This window comes from Gracilibacillus sp. JCM 18966 (assembly GCF_055392695.1).
In genome coordinates, this window is record NZ_AP043883.1 from 32,757 (window position 1) to 46,121 (window position 13,365).

Sequence of the window (13,365 nt, forward strand, 5' to 3'; positions counted from 1 at the left end):
CACACCTTTACTAATAGATTTTTCTTGTACTTCCAATAATGATACATACGATGGTATATAACCATAGTACACTATTAATCAGTAGAAAATCGAGGATATTTTCTCCAAAAACAATCCAATTCAGCCCTTCCGCAAGCCAATAGGTTGGAAAGATAACAGCGATTCGTTTTAGCAAATCTGGAAATATCTCTATCGGTATTATTAGCCCTCCTAGTACTACGATTAAAAAGATGAGGGACATATAAAGGAGAAAGGAGGTATCTTTCCTTCGATAAAAAGAAATCCATGCCAGAGCAATCGCCAGTGAAGCAAAGCAAAACGATACAAAAAGCAAAAAGAGCCTGCTTGGCTGGTATAGCTCTTGGCCAAAAAGAATGCCACCATATACAACAATGGCACATTGTAGGATAAGGATAACTGAGTAAGCTAATAAATTTTGACTTAAATATTGAAAATGGCTAACTGGTGCTACCGCTAGTCGTTTAACCACACCTTTTCCTCGATCCTCTAAAATAATGGTGGCTAAACGAATGCCGATAAACAAAATTAAAATTCCAAAATACTGATAACCATAAGGAAGAAATGGCCACCCCTCTCCTTTAGGTAAAAAAATACAAGCTATCGGAAAAATAGTAAGAAAAATTAAATTGGTCGTATTACCAAAAACTCTTTTTAAAGCAAAACGAAAAATAGTCACAACTTTCTCCTCCTCCCTAGATTGAGCATCACAATAAATAAGAGGACGATCGCCACTAAAAGGATATTCGCTTGAAACCACGCTTTTCCCGTATTCGATTGGCCCATCTCATTAATTGACATGATCGATAAGGTTAGTGGATTACCATACGTTCCAAAAAAATCAAAAAAGATATTCTCAGGCATTGGAAAAAATAATCCTGCCAAGACGACAAATCCAACACCATACAATTCACTTAATCGTTCCGCGATTTTATATTTTTTCACAGAAAAGGTGAAGATCAGACAAACAATGATCGATAAAATGGCCATTAAGGAAATGATATAAATCATCCATGCCCAATTAGCCCAAATGATGCCTAAAACAAATTGTGTATAAATCATTAATAAAACACCAAGTAAAATCGAATATCCAGCCCCACATATCATGATCGAAAAAGCATACATTCTTTGGTTAAAGGGTAAGGTGTATATTCTCATTCTGTTTTCTTTAAATAAATCATGATCGATTAAATACATGACAATCGCACCTGCAAAAAGCTGAAACACAAGCACCATTGTCAGTGCATTTTGATAATGATAAGGCACTCCTGTTTCTGTGACAGATTCTGATAGAATAAATGAAAAAATCGTGATGAGAATAATAGGAATGACAAGAAGCAATAACAAAACAATATAGTTCCTGGCCATTCTAAGTACAGTAAATTTGACTGTTGAAAGTACTCTCATTACTCCTCCTCCTTATCCCTTAGCTGCTTACCCGTTAAAGTTAAAAAGACATCCTCTAAGTTTGGTTTATCAGCTTGAATGCCAAGCACTCCAGCATGTTCCTTCACAAGTGTGATGATTCGATCTAAATTGCCAGATCCAAATGTTGAAATAATGATGATTTGGCTTCCAGCTACGATAGCCTTCTTTACCCCAGCAATCTTTTCCAGACTATTCACTGGGACACTGTCAGGATCGGTAACGTCAATCCTCACTTTTTCTTCATGCTGTACTGTTTGAATTAATTCCTCAACCGTACCATTCTTTATGATTTGGCCTTGATCCATAATCGTTACGCTAGAAGCAATTGCTTGAACCTCCTCCATATAGTGGGTCGTATATAAAATAGTCGTACCATTTTCTCTTAATTTTTTCACTGCTTCTAAAATATAATTTCTTGACTGTGGATCAATTCCAACAGTGGGTTCATCCATGATTAGAAATCTCGGCCGATGTGTTAGTGCACAAGCAATATTTAACCTACGCTTCATTCCTCCAGAAAATTTAGCTGGTACTTTATTCCCCTTATCTGCTAAACCAACAAACTCCAACGCTTCTTCTACTCTTTTCTTTTTTTCTTGCCTTTTTAGCCCATAGACACCTGCAAAGAATTGCAAGTTTTCCTTTGCTGTTAATTCCTCAAATATCGTAATCTCCTGTGTTACAAGTCCGATTCTTTCTTTATTTTGATTAGAGAATGGATTTTTCGAATTCCCGAAAAGCTCTATCTTCCCACGATCGAAAGGAATCATTCCAGTTAATGTTTGGATTAACGTTGTTTTACCTGCCCCATTAGGACCAAGCAGACCAATAATTTCTCCTTCTTGGATATCTAAGTCTATATAATCTAGGACAACATGAGAGCCATACCTTTTAATAACACCTTGCATAGATGCAATCGTCATATTGTTCACCCTTTCATTTCTTGTTACCTTCATTATCGCCATACCTATTCCCCGTCGGTAGTTACATTTGTCATTTCATGCTTGGAACGTGATGGAAAATTATGTAGTGATGGAAGAAGATTGGTTACTGGAATGGTATTGACTAATGTTGTTCATACAGACGTTGCCACAAGACGTGGTGGTTTTAATCTACAACCTGGAAAAAGCTGGATTAAATTAAAATGAGCTGTCGTAACAACAGCTCATTTGAAAGTCAACCTAATGTATATAGATTTCAGTATAAACTTTTACAGTTTTTTGGTAGTTTAAAAGGATTTTCTGTATCAATACGATCATAAAACATAATTCCATCTAGGTGATCTATTTCATGCTGAATAACAATAGAGGAATAGCCTTTAAGTTTTAACACTATTTCTTCTCCCTCTAAATTAAACCCTTTCACTTTAATCCGCTCATACCTTGGGATAAGCCCTTTTATATCCCGGTCAACAGAGAGGCAGCCTTCGCTTGGTGGCAAATAAATCATAGAAACAGAATGGCTGATTATTTTCGGATTAATAAGGGTATATTCATGCTCTGTACCTTTCTCATCTCTCAAATAAGCTACGAACATACGCTTATTCAAACCAATCTGATTCGCTGATAAGCCTACTCCTGCACGTAATTTATATTTTTTGGATAGAACGGGATCTTGACTATTTTTCAAGAAATTCATCATACAAATTAATGTTACCTTATCTTCATCAGATGGAGGTACCAGTACTTCTTGTGTTGGTCGATGTAGGATTTCGTTTCCTTCTCTTACTATATCTTTCATTGTGATCATGTAATTTGAATGAAATTTACTCATAAATAAACAATTCATCCACCTTTACTTTTAATGTTTGTGATAATTTGAAAGCCAGCTCCAATGTGGGGTCATATTTATCATTCTCGATACAATTTATCGTCTGTCTAACAACTCCACACTCCTTAGCAAGTTGCTCTTGTGTTAACCCCAGTTTCTTACGTATTGCTTTAATTTTATTTTTCAACAGTATCACCTATGTCAAGTATATTGGACATTAATATTATAACAACCACAACAAATATGTCAATTACTTTGGACATTTTCTATTATAAAGTACCAAGAAACTACACACGAAATGAGGAAATATTAAAGTAGATTTTATGGGTAGAAGAAAAAGATATACTTAATTGAATATTCCCATCAATCTTTAGGCTATAGAACGTCTGTCTCCCTTTTATCGTGCTATTGTTTGTCAGCACCCTCATTCTAAAGTAAGAAAATGAAATTAGATGAAGAATATACCTTTTTAAATCATGAAGTTACTTCTCCATACGATGATGATCCTATTATCCCTGAACATAAATTGGAGTTACCTTTTGATTTGGGTTTTATGAGCTATTAAGTACCAAGTTTATTAGATCTAGTCTTGATTTTGGCACTTATCATCGTTATAAGTGTCATTTTTGATCGGGTGGTTATTAGTTTTGGTACTTAATTGTGGTTTAAGTACTGTTTTGACAAAGGATTTTTTTATTCTGGTACTTAACCTTGTGATAATGAAACCCCGCATACTCCTCTGACGCCACCTTTATGATATAATTTCCACCTTTACCTAATAATATAAAGGGTCATGCTGATTTTCTAATAATCTAGTAAGATCTGATTTATCCTCTGTACATACTGAGGCTTAAGATACAAATCCAATTCTTTTCATTGTCCTCCAAAACGATTAGCATCCTGTGAAATAACTACTCTATGGGTTATGAGACCACCAACTTCGGTGACGAGACCTTTTATCGGTACGAATAATACTTCAGCTAGGAAGATAATACATCAAAAAGCGAGAGTAAAAAATCTAACTTTTGGGGTCAGTCATTACCTTATTAGGTTGGTTATTTTTTGATGGAATGACAGTATAGCGTCAATTAGTCCTAGGTGTAATGACGAATTTCGAGGTAAACAGCATCAAAAAGAATATAAGACAGCTAATATTCGTACTGTTACTTGTTACAAGTTGTGAATAGATAAATTGTAAATAAACCAATACATTCAGAATAAAGGATACTAAAAACCCTACGATTGAGAAGCAGGTTAGGTAATGAGCAAACATTAGTCTTCGGTATTGAGGAGTTTTGTCATTATGTTTAACAGTTAACAATTGTTGGATTTGAAAAACTAAACTATATGAAACTCCAATAATAAAAATAGTCACAACCAAAAAACCTATTACATCCATTACTAACAACCCTTTCATTTTTCAATATCAAGACCATTTAACAAATAAGGACTGTATCCCTTCTGATAAGCCCAGTTTGTTTAACTTCAATTACTCATTATCAGCTGTTAATATTTCTATCCTATTTAATTAATAACATTGTTGATATGAAGGTTGGAGGTACTTTCATGGCTTAAGAAATTCAGTTTGTTGCTTCAATTAGCACGATTAGGGTCCCACACAGCTAATAACCCTACTTGCATTACCATTTTGCGAGATTACAAATCCTATCCTAATTTTCATTACCAGTCTAAATTAATATGGTTATTATTCAGCTGTTAATTACCAAATTTATTATATCTAGTCTTGATTTTGGCACTTATCATCTTTATAAGTGTCACTTTTGATCTTGTTGTTATTAATTTTGGTACTTATTTGTGGTTTAAGTACTAATTTTGATAAGATACTTTTTATTCTGGTACTTAGCCTATCTTTTATTTATGGGTTAAAACAGTCCAACCTTATAAGATGTATTGATAAGAATATATTTAACTGCTCATTAATAAATGATAGCCCCTTTCCAACTAAGAAAAGTGCCATTATCATGAAGGCTCGTTTCAAGATAACCTTACTCAAAGCAATTACCAAACAGCTGGATGGTATGTCAACACTAAATCGAACAAATTTTTAAAGGTTGATTAACTTGTATTCAGTCGGTGTTAAATAATTTAATGATCCGTGAATTCGAATGTGGTTGAACCAGTGAACATAATCAAAAAGTTCAAGGTCCAGTTCGTATTGGTCAGTAAAATAAGCCCCTTTGACAAACTCTGTTTTGATGGTTTTGAAAGTAGCTTCTGCCACGGCATTGTCATAGGGTGTTCCTTTTTCGCTTAGTGAGCGCTCGATGCCAAACGTTTCTAATGCCTGATCGATCAACTGGTTCTTAAACTCACTTCCTCTATCGGTGTGAAACAATTCAAGCTGATGTAGATTGTATGGGACGGATGCAAAGGCACGTTGAACTAAGGCAGCACTTTTGTGAGGACCTGCACTGTGTCCAATAATTTCACGATTATATAAATCTACTAACACGCAAATATAATGCCATTTCTGCCCAACTCTTACATAGGTTAAGTCACTTACGACTACCTTTAGTTCCTGGTCCTGGTCAAACTCTCGATTAAGCATATTTCCTGCTTCTGACTCGTTACAGGATGATTGGGACGGCTTAAATTGAGCGACGGTATATTTAGAAACAAGTCCCTGTTCTTTCATGATTCGTCCGATCCGACGTCGGGACACGGTCCAGCCAAGCTTCTTCAACTCCACTTTTATCTTTCGTTGACCATAATTTTGGCGACTTTTCTTAAAAATGTCCACAATCAGATCGATTAATTCATCCTCTTGGTCATCACGAGTCTTAGCTTCATAATAGTACGTACTTCTGGCAATTTGCAGGACGCCGCACATTGCTGATACTGAGTATTTGTGACGGTTATTGCGGATCACATCTACTTTCGTCCCATGATCAGCGCGGCTTGCTTTAAAATGTCATTTTCCATGGCCAGTTTTTGATTTTCTTTCCGAAGTTTGATTAACTCTTCTTGTTCCGGTGTGCGATTGTCTTTTTCCTGAAACGATCCATTATCATGATACTGGCGAACCCACTTATCAAAAGAAGAAGGTGTCAATTTATATTCTCTAATAATCTCCGCGCGGGGTTTACCGGAGGCATGCAACTTTACCATTTGCTCTTTGAATTCTTTTGAAAAAGTTCTTCTCGCTCTTTTGGTCATTTTAAACGCTCCTCGGTTTGTATTTGAACCAAGTCTAACTGACCTTAACTAACTTGTCCAACTAAGTGTAACCGATTCAGGATTGATAACAAGAAAACAGAAGCTCTGCGCTTTTTTTAATGCAACTTTTACTTAAAATATGCTCTATATGCTGTGATGAACGCTTCTGGTGAAGATCTCACGGTATACGTATATACACCTTGTAGCGTATGCAAATAGAGAATACCACCTTTATTTGCAATTTCTCGATAAGAAAAATCCATCACATCCTTAATCGGAAACTCTCTATTGTGTGTAACGACCTTATCGCAATATAAGTAAATGATTCGGTCATGTTCAATATGAAACTGTTCAATACTTGTCACTTTTCTTTCTATTTTTATATATGGGTGCTGTGCTATCAAGCTCATATGACCCTCCTCCAAAAACAAAGGCTTTTTATAATTATGTTATCACAAATATCCTTACCTTTTAAAACAGACTTCAATCAAGGGTGATTCAGTAGATTGATCGTTTTGCCTACACGGGAGCGTCAGAAAATGCGATTTACAACGTTAAGCACATAGAAATCCCAATTTCTTTTTATGTATTAAGGGGAAATTGGGAAAGATCTTCAGCATCCCTTTTCGTTGCTAACCGAACATTAAGTGTCATTCGCTACACTCCTTAATAATAATTCCTTCTCAAGTTAAAGACCAAATTGGCTAAATTCAGCTTTGATTTTGGCACTTATCATCGTTATAAGTGCCACTTTTAGTCGTGTGGTTATTCGTTTTGGTACTTAATTGTGGTTTAAGTACCATTTTTGACAAGACATTTTTTATTTTGGTACTTAACGTTTCCCCATCAGCTTATTGTCCTTTAAGCAGCTGGTGTTGAAGAAGTCATACATGTGCATGATTTATGAATTTTGGAATAAATATATAACAGAAAGGAGGAGGCTCTTATAACGAAAAAAATTCTATTATTTTGTGATCCCGGAATTGATGATTCTTTAGCGATTATGTACACCATGCTGCATCCTGACATCGAGCTTGTTGGTATCGTCACTAGTTATGGGAATGTGACAAAAGAACAGGCTACAGCTAATGCTGCTTATTTAGTACAGTTAGCAGGGAGAAATGACATTCCGATTATCCCTGGTGCTTCTCAGCCGGTGCAACAGGAAGATGTGACGTTTTACCCCGAAATTCACGGTGATGGAATCGGTCCGATACATCCTCCTAGTAATATGCAATACCAAACATATCCTTTTGATATGATTCGTTATATTATAGAAAAATATAGAGATGAGCTTATCATTGTAGACACAGGGCGTTCTACCACCCTTGCCATGGCATTTATCCTATTTCCAGACCATTTAAAAATGGTGGCTTCCCTCTATGTAATGGGTGGAGCATTCTTTGTTCCAGGTAATGTTACAGCACTAGCTGAAGCAAACTTCTATGGAGATCCAACGTCATCTAATTATATTCTTAAGTTCGCACACAACTTGACCATCACGCCTTTAAATGCCACTCAATTTGCAATTCTCACCCCAGATATCGTGGACGCCATTTCTAAAAATAAGAAAAACATCTATGCCTTCATGATTGCTCCTGTCTTTGAATATTACTACGAATTTTATAAAAAATCAGTACCAGGTATTTCCGGAGCGCCTATTCACGATCTTCTTACTATTATGGTTATTAATCATCCTACTATTGTTGATTACATATACTATGATGCAAATGTGGTTGAAGGCGGAGAAGCAAAAGGAATGTCTTATATTGATTATCGACCAACAAGTAAAACAGGAAAAACACGAATTGCCATCCAACTTCATTACGAAGCCTTTATAGATGAATTTAGTAGGATTATGTTACCGAAATGATGATAGATAGTTAACTCGTGTTGCTTGTATTCTAACGGGAAGTTTTAGCCGAATAACAATGGTCATTTCAGATACAAAAATAAGATTTCATAGCATTTTTTATATAATTAATGAGTGCTATTACTTCACTCTCTAGTCCCTCCCAATTATCCATACACTCTCCTCGATAGGCTTTTCTTGCTATGTCGACTAAAGTCGCATGCTCTTTAGGTAAAAGGGGAATCGCCCATTCTGCAGCCACATCTTTTGGAGAAATTTTACCTGTAGTCATTGTTTGCCACATTCGAGCTAGGGTCAAAATTACATTACGCTCATCACCTTTGATACCCTCCATCAACTCTGGGTAAGAATCCTTAATCGCCTCTCGAATATCTGTCATAGGCACGGGAGCAAGTATATCTGAAGCATCAGGACCAAATAGAGAAATACTATTCTTTCTTGCTTGTGCTAAAACAATAGCCAAATCAGGATCATAGCCTGGATCCTGAATTTGACCATTCTCAAAATCATCCCTAAGCCACTCACCATAGACAATTTCTTTCTTTGGTGGATATTGCCAAGGCATAACATCACTGTGATTTATAACCGTGAGTTCAAGTGGTCTCAAAGAATCTTTATTTCCTATCTTTCCAGAAATAAGCATTAGTCTATCAATTAGTTTCTTTCGAGTTACTTCAGGTAAATGATTATTCACTATCACGAGGACATCGACATCACTGTTAACGCGTAAGCCACCTTTTACTGCTGAACCATATAGATATACTCCGATTATTGAACTTCCAAATAACTCCTCTACGATTTTTAATGCTTGAATTGCTTGTGCTGGTATTTTTTCATTGCTCAAATTGTTCAAGTAAATACTCCTCTCTTCTGATCCTGCCTTGTTCGTTTACGTGAATAACACCACCATATCATAAATCTACAATCGAAAACCATATGTATAAACAGAGAAAACACAGAGAACTTATTTTTCTCTGTGTCACTCCCCTTCACTATCCACCCTCTTCACAACTTTCGCCGGCACTCCCGCCACCACACTATCCTCCGAAACATCCTTAGTCACCACTACTCCTGCTGCGACAACGGCGTTATTTCCAATATGAACACCAGGAAGTATGGTTGCGCTAGAACCAATCCATACATTTTCGCCAATCGTAACGGGAGATGGATATGTCGTGCTTCTAGATTCTAAGGATAGCCCATGATTAAGTGTGGCAATCGTAACATTCATGCCGATCAATGTACCGTCACCGATCGTAATGCCTCCTCTATCTTGGAAGGAACAACCCGTATTGAAAAACACATTCTTCCCGATCGTGATATTTTTCCCAAAGTCTGTATAAAACGGTGGAAAGCACATAAAAGAGGGATCAACCTTCGATCCTGTTAACTCACTAAAAATATCTACTATCTCCTCTTTTGAATGATAGGATGTGTTCAATTTCATCGTTATTTTTTGGGCATCATAGCTGCATTGTGTTAAAAGCTCATGTAATTCTTGATCCACACCTGAAATCGGATTACCTTTCTTGCAAAATTCAATAAACTCTTCCATATTCATTATTCATTCACCTAGCTTTTGAGTTATATTTCGAGATATTATTCTCTTTTAACAATAGGTTACTCCTTATAGTTAACTCTAGGTCAAGAAATAAACGAACATAAACCCCAGCAACCAGTTATATTTATTTTTCAATCCTGACATAATGTTGTCAGGGTACTTCTGTATAATGATTTTATATGATATTATGCTAACCTTACAGGAGTGGTAATAATGGTTGAGAATCATTATGTTAAACTTGTCGGCTTGAAGGAAAATAACTTAAAAAATATAACACTCACTATTCCAAAAAAGAAGATCACTGTGTTTACAGGCGTTTCCGGATCTGGAAAATCTTCTATTGTATTCGACACAATAAGTAAGGAAGCTCAGCGTCAGTTAAATCAGACATTTACGACATATATTCAAAATCGATTACCAACCTATAGTCCAGTAAATACATTATCCATTGAGAACCTATCCCCTGCCGTGGTGATTGATCAAAGACGATTAGGAGGAAATGTACGTTCAACGCTTGGTACAATCACAGATATTTACTCATTATTGCGATTATTATTTTCTCGAGTGGGAGAGCCCTTTATTGGTGAATCCGATGTTTTTTCTTTTAACAATCCGAAAGGGATGTGTCCAAACTGCCAGGGAATTGGACGAAAGGTTGAACCAGATATAGAGAAACTATTCGACCATACAAAATCCCTTAACGAAGGAGCGATTTTGTTTTCCACGTTTTCCGTAGGAACATGGTACTGGCAGAAGCATTTAAACTCAGGCCTATTCAATCCGAATAAAAAGTTAATGGATTACACGGATGCAGAATGGAAAATGTTACTACATGGAAAAGATGAGAAAATTATATTACCCTTAAAAGACGAACCCACCAAATATTATGAAGGCGTTATAGACAGATTTAAACGGATGTACTTAAAAAAAGACATCCGTCAATTATCGCATAATGTTAAGAGATTCATTACCATAACACCTTGCACCACATGCAATGGAGCTCGTTTAAGTCAAGAGGTATTAAATTGCAAAATAGATGGCTATAACATCGCTCAATTCACTGCTATGGAAATCGGAGAATTAATAAAAGTAATCAAAACAATAAAAGATCCAATAGCTAAACCTATCCTATCGAACATTTCAAGTCGATTACAGCATCTCATTGACATGGGACTTTATTATCTTACCTTAAACCGCGAAACATCCACCTTGTCTGGGGGAGAATCACAACGTGTAAAAATGATAAGACATCTTAATAGTAGTTTAACAGATATGATGTATATTTTTGATGAACCGAGTATCGGATTGCATCCCTGCGACGTACACCGCCTTAATAGAATGCTCCAAAAAATTAGAGACAAAGGAAACACGGTTATAGTGGTTGAACATGACAAGGATGTTATCCGTATTGCTGATCATATAGTGGACGTAGGACCAGGTGCAGGTACAAATGGTGGTGAAATTGTCTATGAAGGAAATCTAACAGGATTATTGGAAGCAGATACATTGACTGGAAGATATTTAAGAACTAAACAATTATTAAAAAAGGAAGTCCGTCCATTTAATGAGTATCTTTCCATCGTTAAAGCATCCAAAAACAATCTAAAGAATGTTACTGCTCGTATTCCTTGTGGTGTTCTTACTGTTATTACTGGCGTAGCTGGTTCGGGGAAAAGCACACTGATTTTAGACGAATTTTTAGCACAGTATCCAAATGCGATTGTAATCGACCAAAAGTCAGTGGGTACCTCGATTCGGTCTACCCCTGCGACTTATACGGGCATAATGGATATCATTCGAAATTCGTTTGCCTCTGCTAATAAAGTAAGTAAGTCCCTTTTTAGTTTTAATTCAGAGGGGGCCTGCCCAGAATGCCAAGGGAATGGATTTATTCATACAGACCTTGCATTTCTGGAAAGTATGAGAACAACTTGTAAAATATGTAATGGAAAACGGTTTAAAGACGAAGTACTTCAGTATAAATTAGACGGAAAATCCATTTCAGATGTATTAGACATGACAGTGTTTGAGGCACTTTCCTTTTTTCAGGAGGAAGAAGTGCTTTCCACCTTAAGAGCATTTTCAGAGGTAGGATTAGACTATATGACTTTAGGTCAGCCATTAAACACCTTATCGGGTGGTGAGTGTCAAAGAATGAAATTAGCTGGCGAGCTACACCAATCTGGCAACATTTATGTTTTGGACGAGCCGACAACTGGTCTTCACATGTTCGATATTAGCCATTTATTATCCATTCTAAATCGTTTAGTGGATAATGGCAGCACCATCATAGTGATTGAACACAATTTAGATATCATGAAACAAGCGGATTGGATTATCGACCTTGGACCTGATGGTGGTAAAAATGGAGGAGACATCATGTTTGTAGGTACTCCACATAATTTAGTAACAAGGAGCAACTCGCTAACTGCACAATATCTAAGAAATGATATACAGGAGGACTTACCTTGAAAATCGAACGTTTATTAGGAATCATTGTGTTACTGATTTACAGGAAAAGAATGAAGGCGGTGAACTTATCGAGGTACTTCGAAGTATCAGAGAGAACGATATATAGAGATATTGATTCTCTTCAACGTGCAGGGATTCCGATCGTATCGCTTCCTGGTCAAGAAGGCGGTTATGAATTAACGGATCAGTTCAAATGGGATAAAAAGTATCTATCGCTAGAGGAATTACTCTCTATACGGTGGGCGTTAGAAAGTATGGAAAAGGCTACTGGTTTCGAAGATATAAATGAATTGGTTTCGAAAATTAATCAATTAATCGACTCCGATCCCACCCAAGATAAAAATATCCAAATACAACTTTCTCATTCGAATCATCGTTCGCAACATATTCAAACAATATACAAATCCATTCAAAATAGTAATGTAATTAAAATTCGCTATGTGGATCATCAAGGAAAAGAAACAGAGCGAGAGATAGAATCCATGGGGATTTTTTTAAAAGACTACCACTGGTACTCGTGGGCATATTGTTTACTACGAAAAGAACTCAGAATCTTTAAGCTAGCACGGATCTTGAATATTCATCCTACAAATCGCTATTTTACGAGACGTCCGTATACAATGGAAGATATATATGAAAAAGAAGATGGAATATCTGGAAACAGCATAAAGCCATTTACCGTCTGCTTCCAATTTAACCGAGAGATGAGAGCACAGGTATTAGATAACTTTCAAAAAGATGAAATAGTGGTTAATCCAGATGGGACGTTCATTGTTAAGAAAAAATATTACACCATGGATAAAGCGATCATTCAAATTCTTCGTTTTGGAAATAAAGTCCGTATTATTTACCCGAAAGAGTTGGTGCAAAAGTTTACCAAGTGCTTGGATGATATGAAAGATTTATATAGAGGATAACCTTTTCCATTATTGGAATAGTTCTTCACGAATTAGGTTACACCCACATATTAAATTAACTAAGACAATTATTTATTTTTAGGTATTTGCCATAGTATTGAGTAGACTAATAAACGACTTCTTATCCAAATTGATTTGACCACTGATGG

13 protein-coding genes are annotated in these 13,365 nt (G+C 36.2%); 4 read left to right on the forward strand and 9 right to left on the reverse strand.

Annotated elements, in window-relative coordinates; translation table 11 throughout:
- Nucleotides 1-10: 10 nt before the first annotated feature.
- The 3 genes from ACZ5N5_RS00240 to ACZ5N5_RS00250 are packed head-to-tail and all read right to left on the reverse strand — an operon-like array spanning nt 11 to nt 2,411.
- Nucleotides 11-697: an ABC transporter permease gene (locus ACZ5N5_RS00240; RefSeq protein WP_109983820.1), complete on the reverse strand. Its 687-nt coding sequence runs from the start codon at nt 695-697 to the stop codon at nt 11-13.
- Nucleotides 694-1,425: a multidrug ABC transporter permease gene (locus tag ACZ5N5_RS00245; RefSeq protein ID WP_109983821.1), complete on the reverse strand. Its 732-nt coding sequence runs from the start codon at nt 1,423-1,425 to the stop codon at nt 694-696. The genes ACZ5N5_RS00240 and ACZ5N5_RS00245 overlap by 4 nt, the downstream gene beginning before the upstream one ends.
- Nucleotides 1,425-2,411 (reverse strand): ABC transporter ATP-binding protein, encoded by a 987-nt coding sequence (locus tag ACZ5N5_RS00250; RefSeq protein ID WP_464373038.1) that lies wholly within the window; start codon nt 2,409-2,411, stop codon nt 1,425-1,427. The genes ACZ5N5_RS00245 and ACZ5N5_RS00250 overlap by 1 nt, the downstream gene beginning before the upstream one ends.
- Before the next feature lie 39 nt (nt 2,412-2,450).
- Here ACZ5N5_RS00250 and ACZ5N5_RS00255 point away from each other — a divergent pair, with 39 nt between their 5' ends.
- Nucleotides 2,451-2,594 (forward strand): hypothetical protein, encoded by a 144-nt coding sequence (locus tag ACZ5N5_RS00255; RefSeq protein WP_464373039.1) that lies wholly within the window; start codon nt 2,451-2,453, stop codon nt 2,592-2,594.
- Between the two features lie 49 nt (nt 2,595-2,643).
- On the opposite strand, the gene def is transcribed toward ACZ5N5_RS00255, so the two are convergent.
- The 4 genes from def to ACZ5N5_RS00275 all read right to left on the reverse strand — a co-directional run bounded on the left by def (nt 2,644) and on the right by ACZ5N5_RS00275 (nt 6,803).
- A complete protein-coding gene (gene def / locus ACZ5N5_RS00260; RefSeq protein WP_464373040.1) occupies nt 2,644-3,219 on the reverse strand; it encodes a peptide deformylase in 576 nt (191 codons plus the stop codon).
- Complete coding sequence (locus ACZ5N5_RS00265; protein WP_054788688.1) at nt 3,212-3,403, reverse strand: helix-turn-helix transcriptional regulator; 192 nt, start codon at nt 3,401-3,403, stop codon at nt 3,212-3,214. The genes def and ACZ5N5_RS00265 overlap by 8 nt, the downstream gene beginning before the upstream one ends.
- 1,878 nt (nt 3,404-5,281) lie before the next feature.
- Nucleotides 5,282-6,393, reverse strand: a protein-coding gene (locus ACZ5N5_RS00270; RefSeq protein ID WP_464373041.1) for an IS3 family transposase whose coding sequence is annotated in 2 segments (ribosomal slippage) — nt 5,282-6,144 and nt 6,144-6,393 — 1,113 coding nt in all. Because the reading frame shifts where the segments join, the coding sequence is not laid out codon by codon here.
- A gap of 128 nt (nt 6,394-6,521) precedes the next feature.
- Nucleotides 6,522-6,803, reverse strand: coding sequence for a hypothetical protein (locus tag ACZ5N5_RS00275; RefSeq protein WP_054789126.1), 282 nt, complete (start codon nt 6,801-6,803; stop codon nt 6,522-6,524).
- A 593-nt stretch (nt 6,804-7,396) separates the two neighbouring features.
- Between ACZ5N5_RS00275 and ACZ5N5_RS00280 the strand changes: the two genes are divergently transcribed.
- On the forward strand, nt 7,397-8,266 hold the full coding sequence (locus tag ACZ5N5_RS00280) for a nucleoside hydrolase (RefSeq protein WP_464373042.1): 870 nt from the start codon (nt 7,397-7,399) through the stop codon (nt 8,264-8,266).
- A gap of 67 nt (nt 8,267-8,333) precedes the next feature.
- Here ACZ5N5_RS00280 and ant(9) read toward each other — a convergent pair whose 3' ends face one another.
- Together ant(9) and ACZ5N5_RS00290 are read right to left on the reverse strand one after the other, a co-directional pair.
- Nucleotides 8,334-9,119 carry an aminoglycoside nucleotidyltransferase ANT(9) gene (gene ant(9) / locus ACZ5N5_RS00285; RefSeq protein ID WP_464373043.1) on the reverse strand — a complete coding sequence of 262 codons (786 nt, stop codon included), beginning with the start codon at nt 9,117-9,119 and terminating at the stop codon, nt 8,334-8,336.
- Nucleotides 9,120-9,245: 126 nt separating this feature from the next.
- Entirely contained in the window at nt 9,246-9,827 is a 582-nt protein-coding gene (locus ACZ5N5_RS00290) for a DapH/DapD/GlmU-related protein (RefSeq protein WP_464373044.1), read from the reverse strand.
- A gap of 213 nt (nt 9,828-10,040) precedes the next feature.
- Here ACZ5N5_RS00290 and ACZ5N5_RS00295 point away from each other — a divergent pair, with 213 nt between their 5' ends.
- The gene (locus ACZ5N5_RS00295; RefSeq protein ID WP_464373045.1) at nt 10,041-12,299 is read left to right on the forward strand and encodes an ATP-binding cassette domain-containing protein; all 2,259 of its coding nucleotides are present in this window, start codon (nt 10,041-10,043) and stop codon (nt 12,297-12,299) included.
- Complete coding sequence (locus ACZ5N5_RS00300) at nt 12,296-13,216, forward strand: helix-turn-helix transcriptional regulator (protein WP_464373046.1); 921 nt, start codon at nt 12,296-12,298, stop codon at nt 13,214-13,216. Before ACZ5N5_RS00295 ends, ACZ5N5_RS00300 begins: the two co-directional genes overlap by 4 nt.
- The last annotated feature ends 149 nt before the right edge of the window (nt 13,217-13,365 follow it).

Excerpts from the sequence above, each read along its gene's own strand:
- ACZ5N5_RS00245 (WP_109983821.1), bottom strand. The coding sequence starts at position 1,425 with ATGAGAGTACTTTCAACAGTCAAATTTACTGTACTTAGAATGGCCAGG.
- ACZ5N5_RS00250 (WP_464373038.1), bottom strand. The coding sequence starts at position 2,411 with ATGGCGATAATGAAGGTAACAAGAAATGAAAGGGTGAACAATATGACG.
- def (WP_464373040.1), bottom strand. The coding sequence starts at position 3,219 with ATGAGTAAATTTCATTCAAATTACATGATCACAATGAAAGATATAGTA.
- ACZ5N5_RS00275 (WP_054789126.1), bottom strand. The coding sequence starts at position 6,803 with ATGAGCTTGATAGCACAGCACCCATATATAAAAATAGAAAGAAAAGTG.
- ACZ5N5_RS00280 (WP_464373042.1), top strand. The coding sequence starts at position 7,397 with ATGTACACCATGCTGCATCCTGACATCGAGCTTGTTGGTATCGTCACT.
- ACZ5N5_RS00290 (WP_464373044.1), bottom strand. The coding sequence starts at position 9,827 with ATGAATATGGAAGAGTTTATTGAATTTTGCAAGAAAGGTAATCCGATT.
- ACZ5N5_RS00295 (WP_464373045.1), top strand. The coding sequence starts at position 10,041 with ATGGTTGAGAATCATTATGTTAAACTTGTCGGCTTGAAGGAAAATAAC.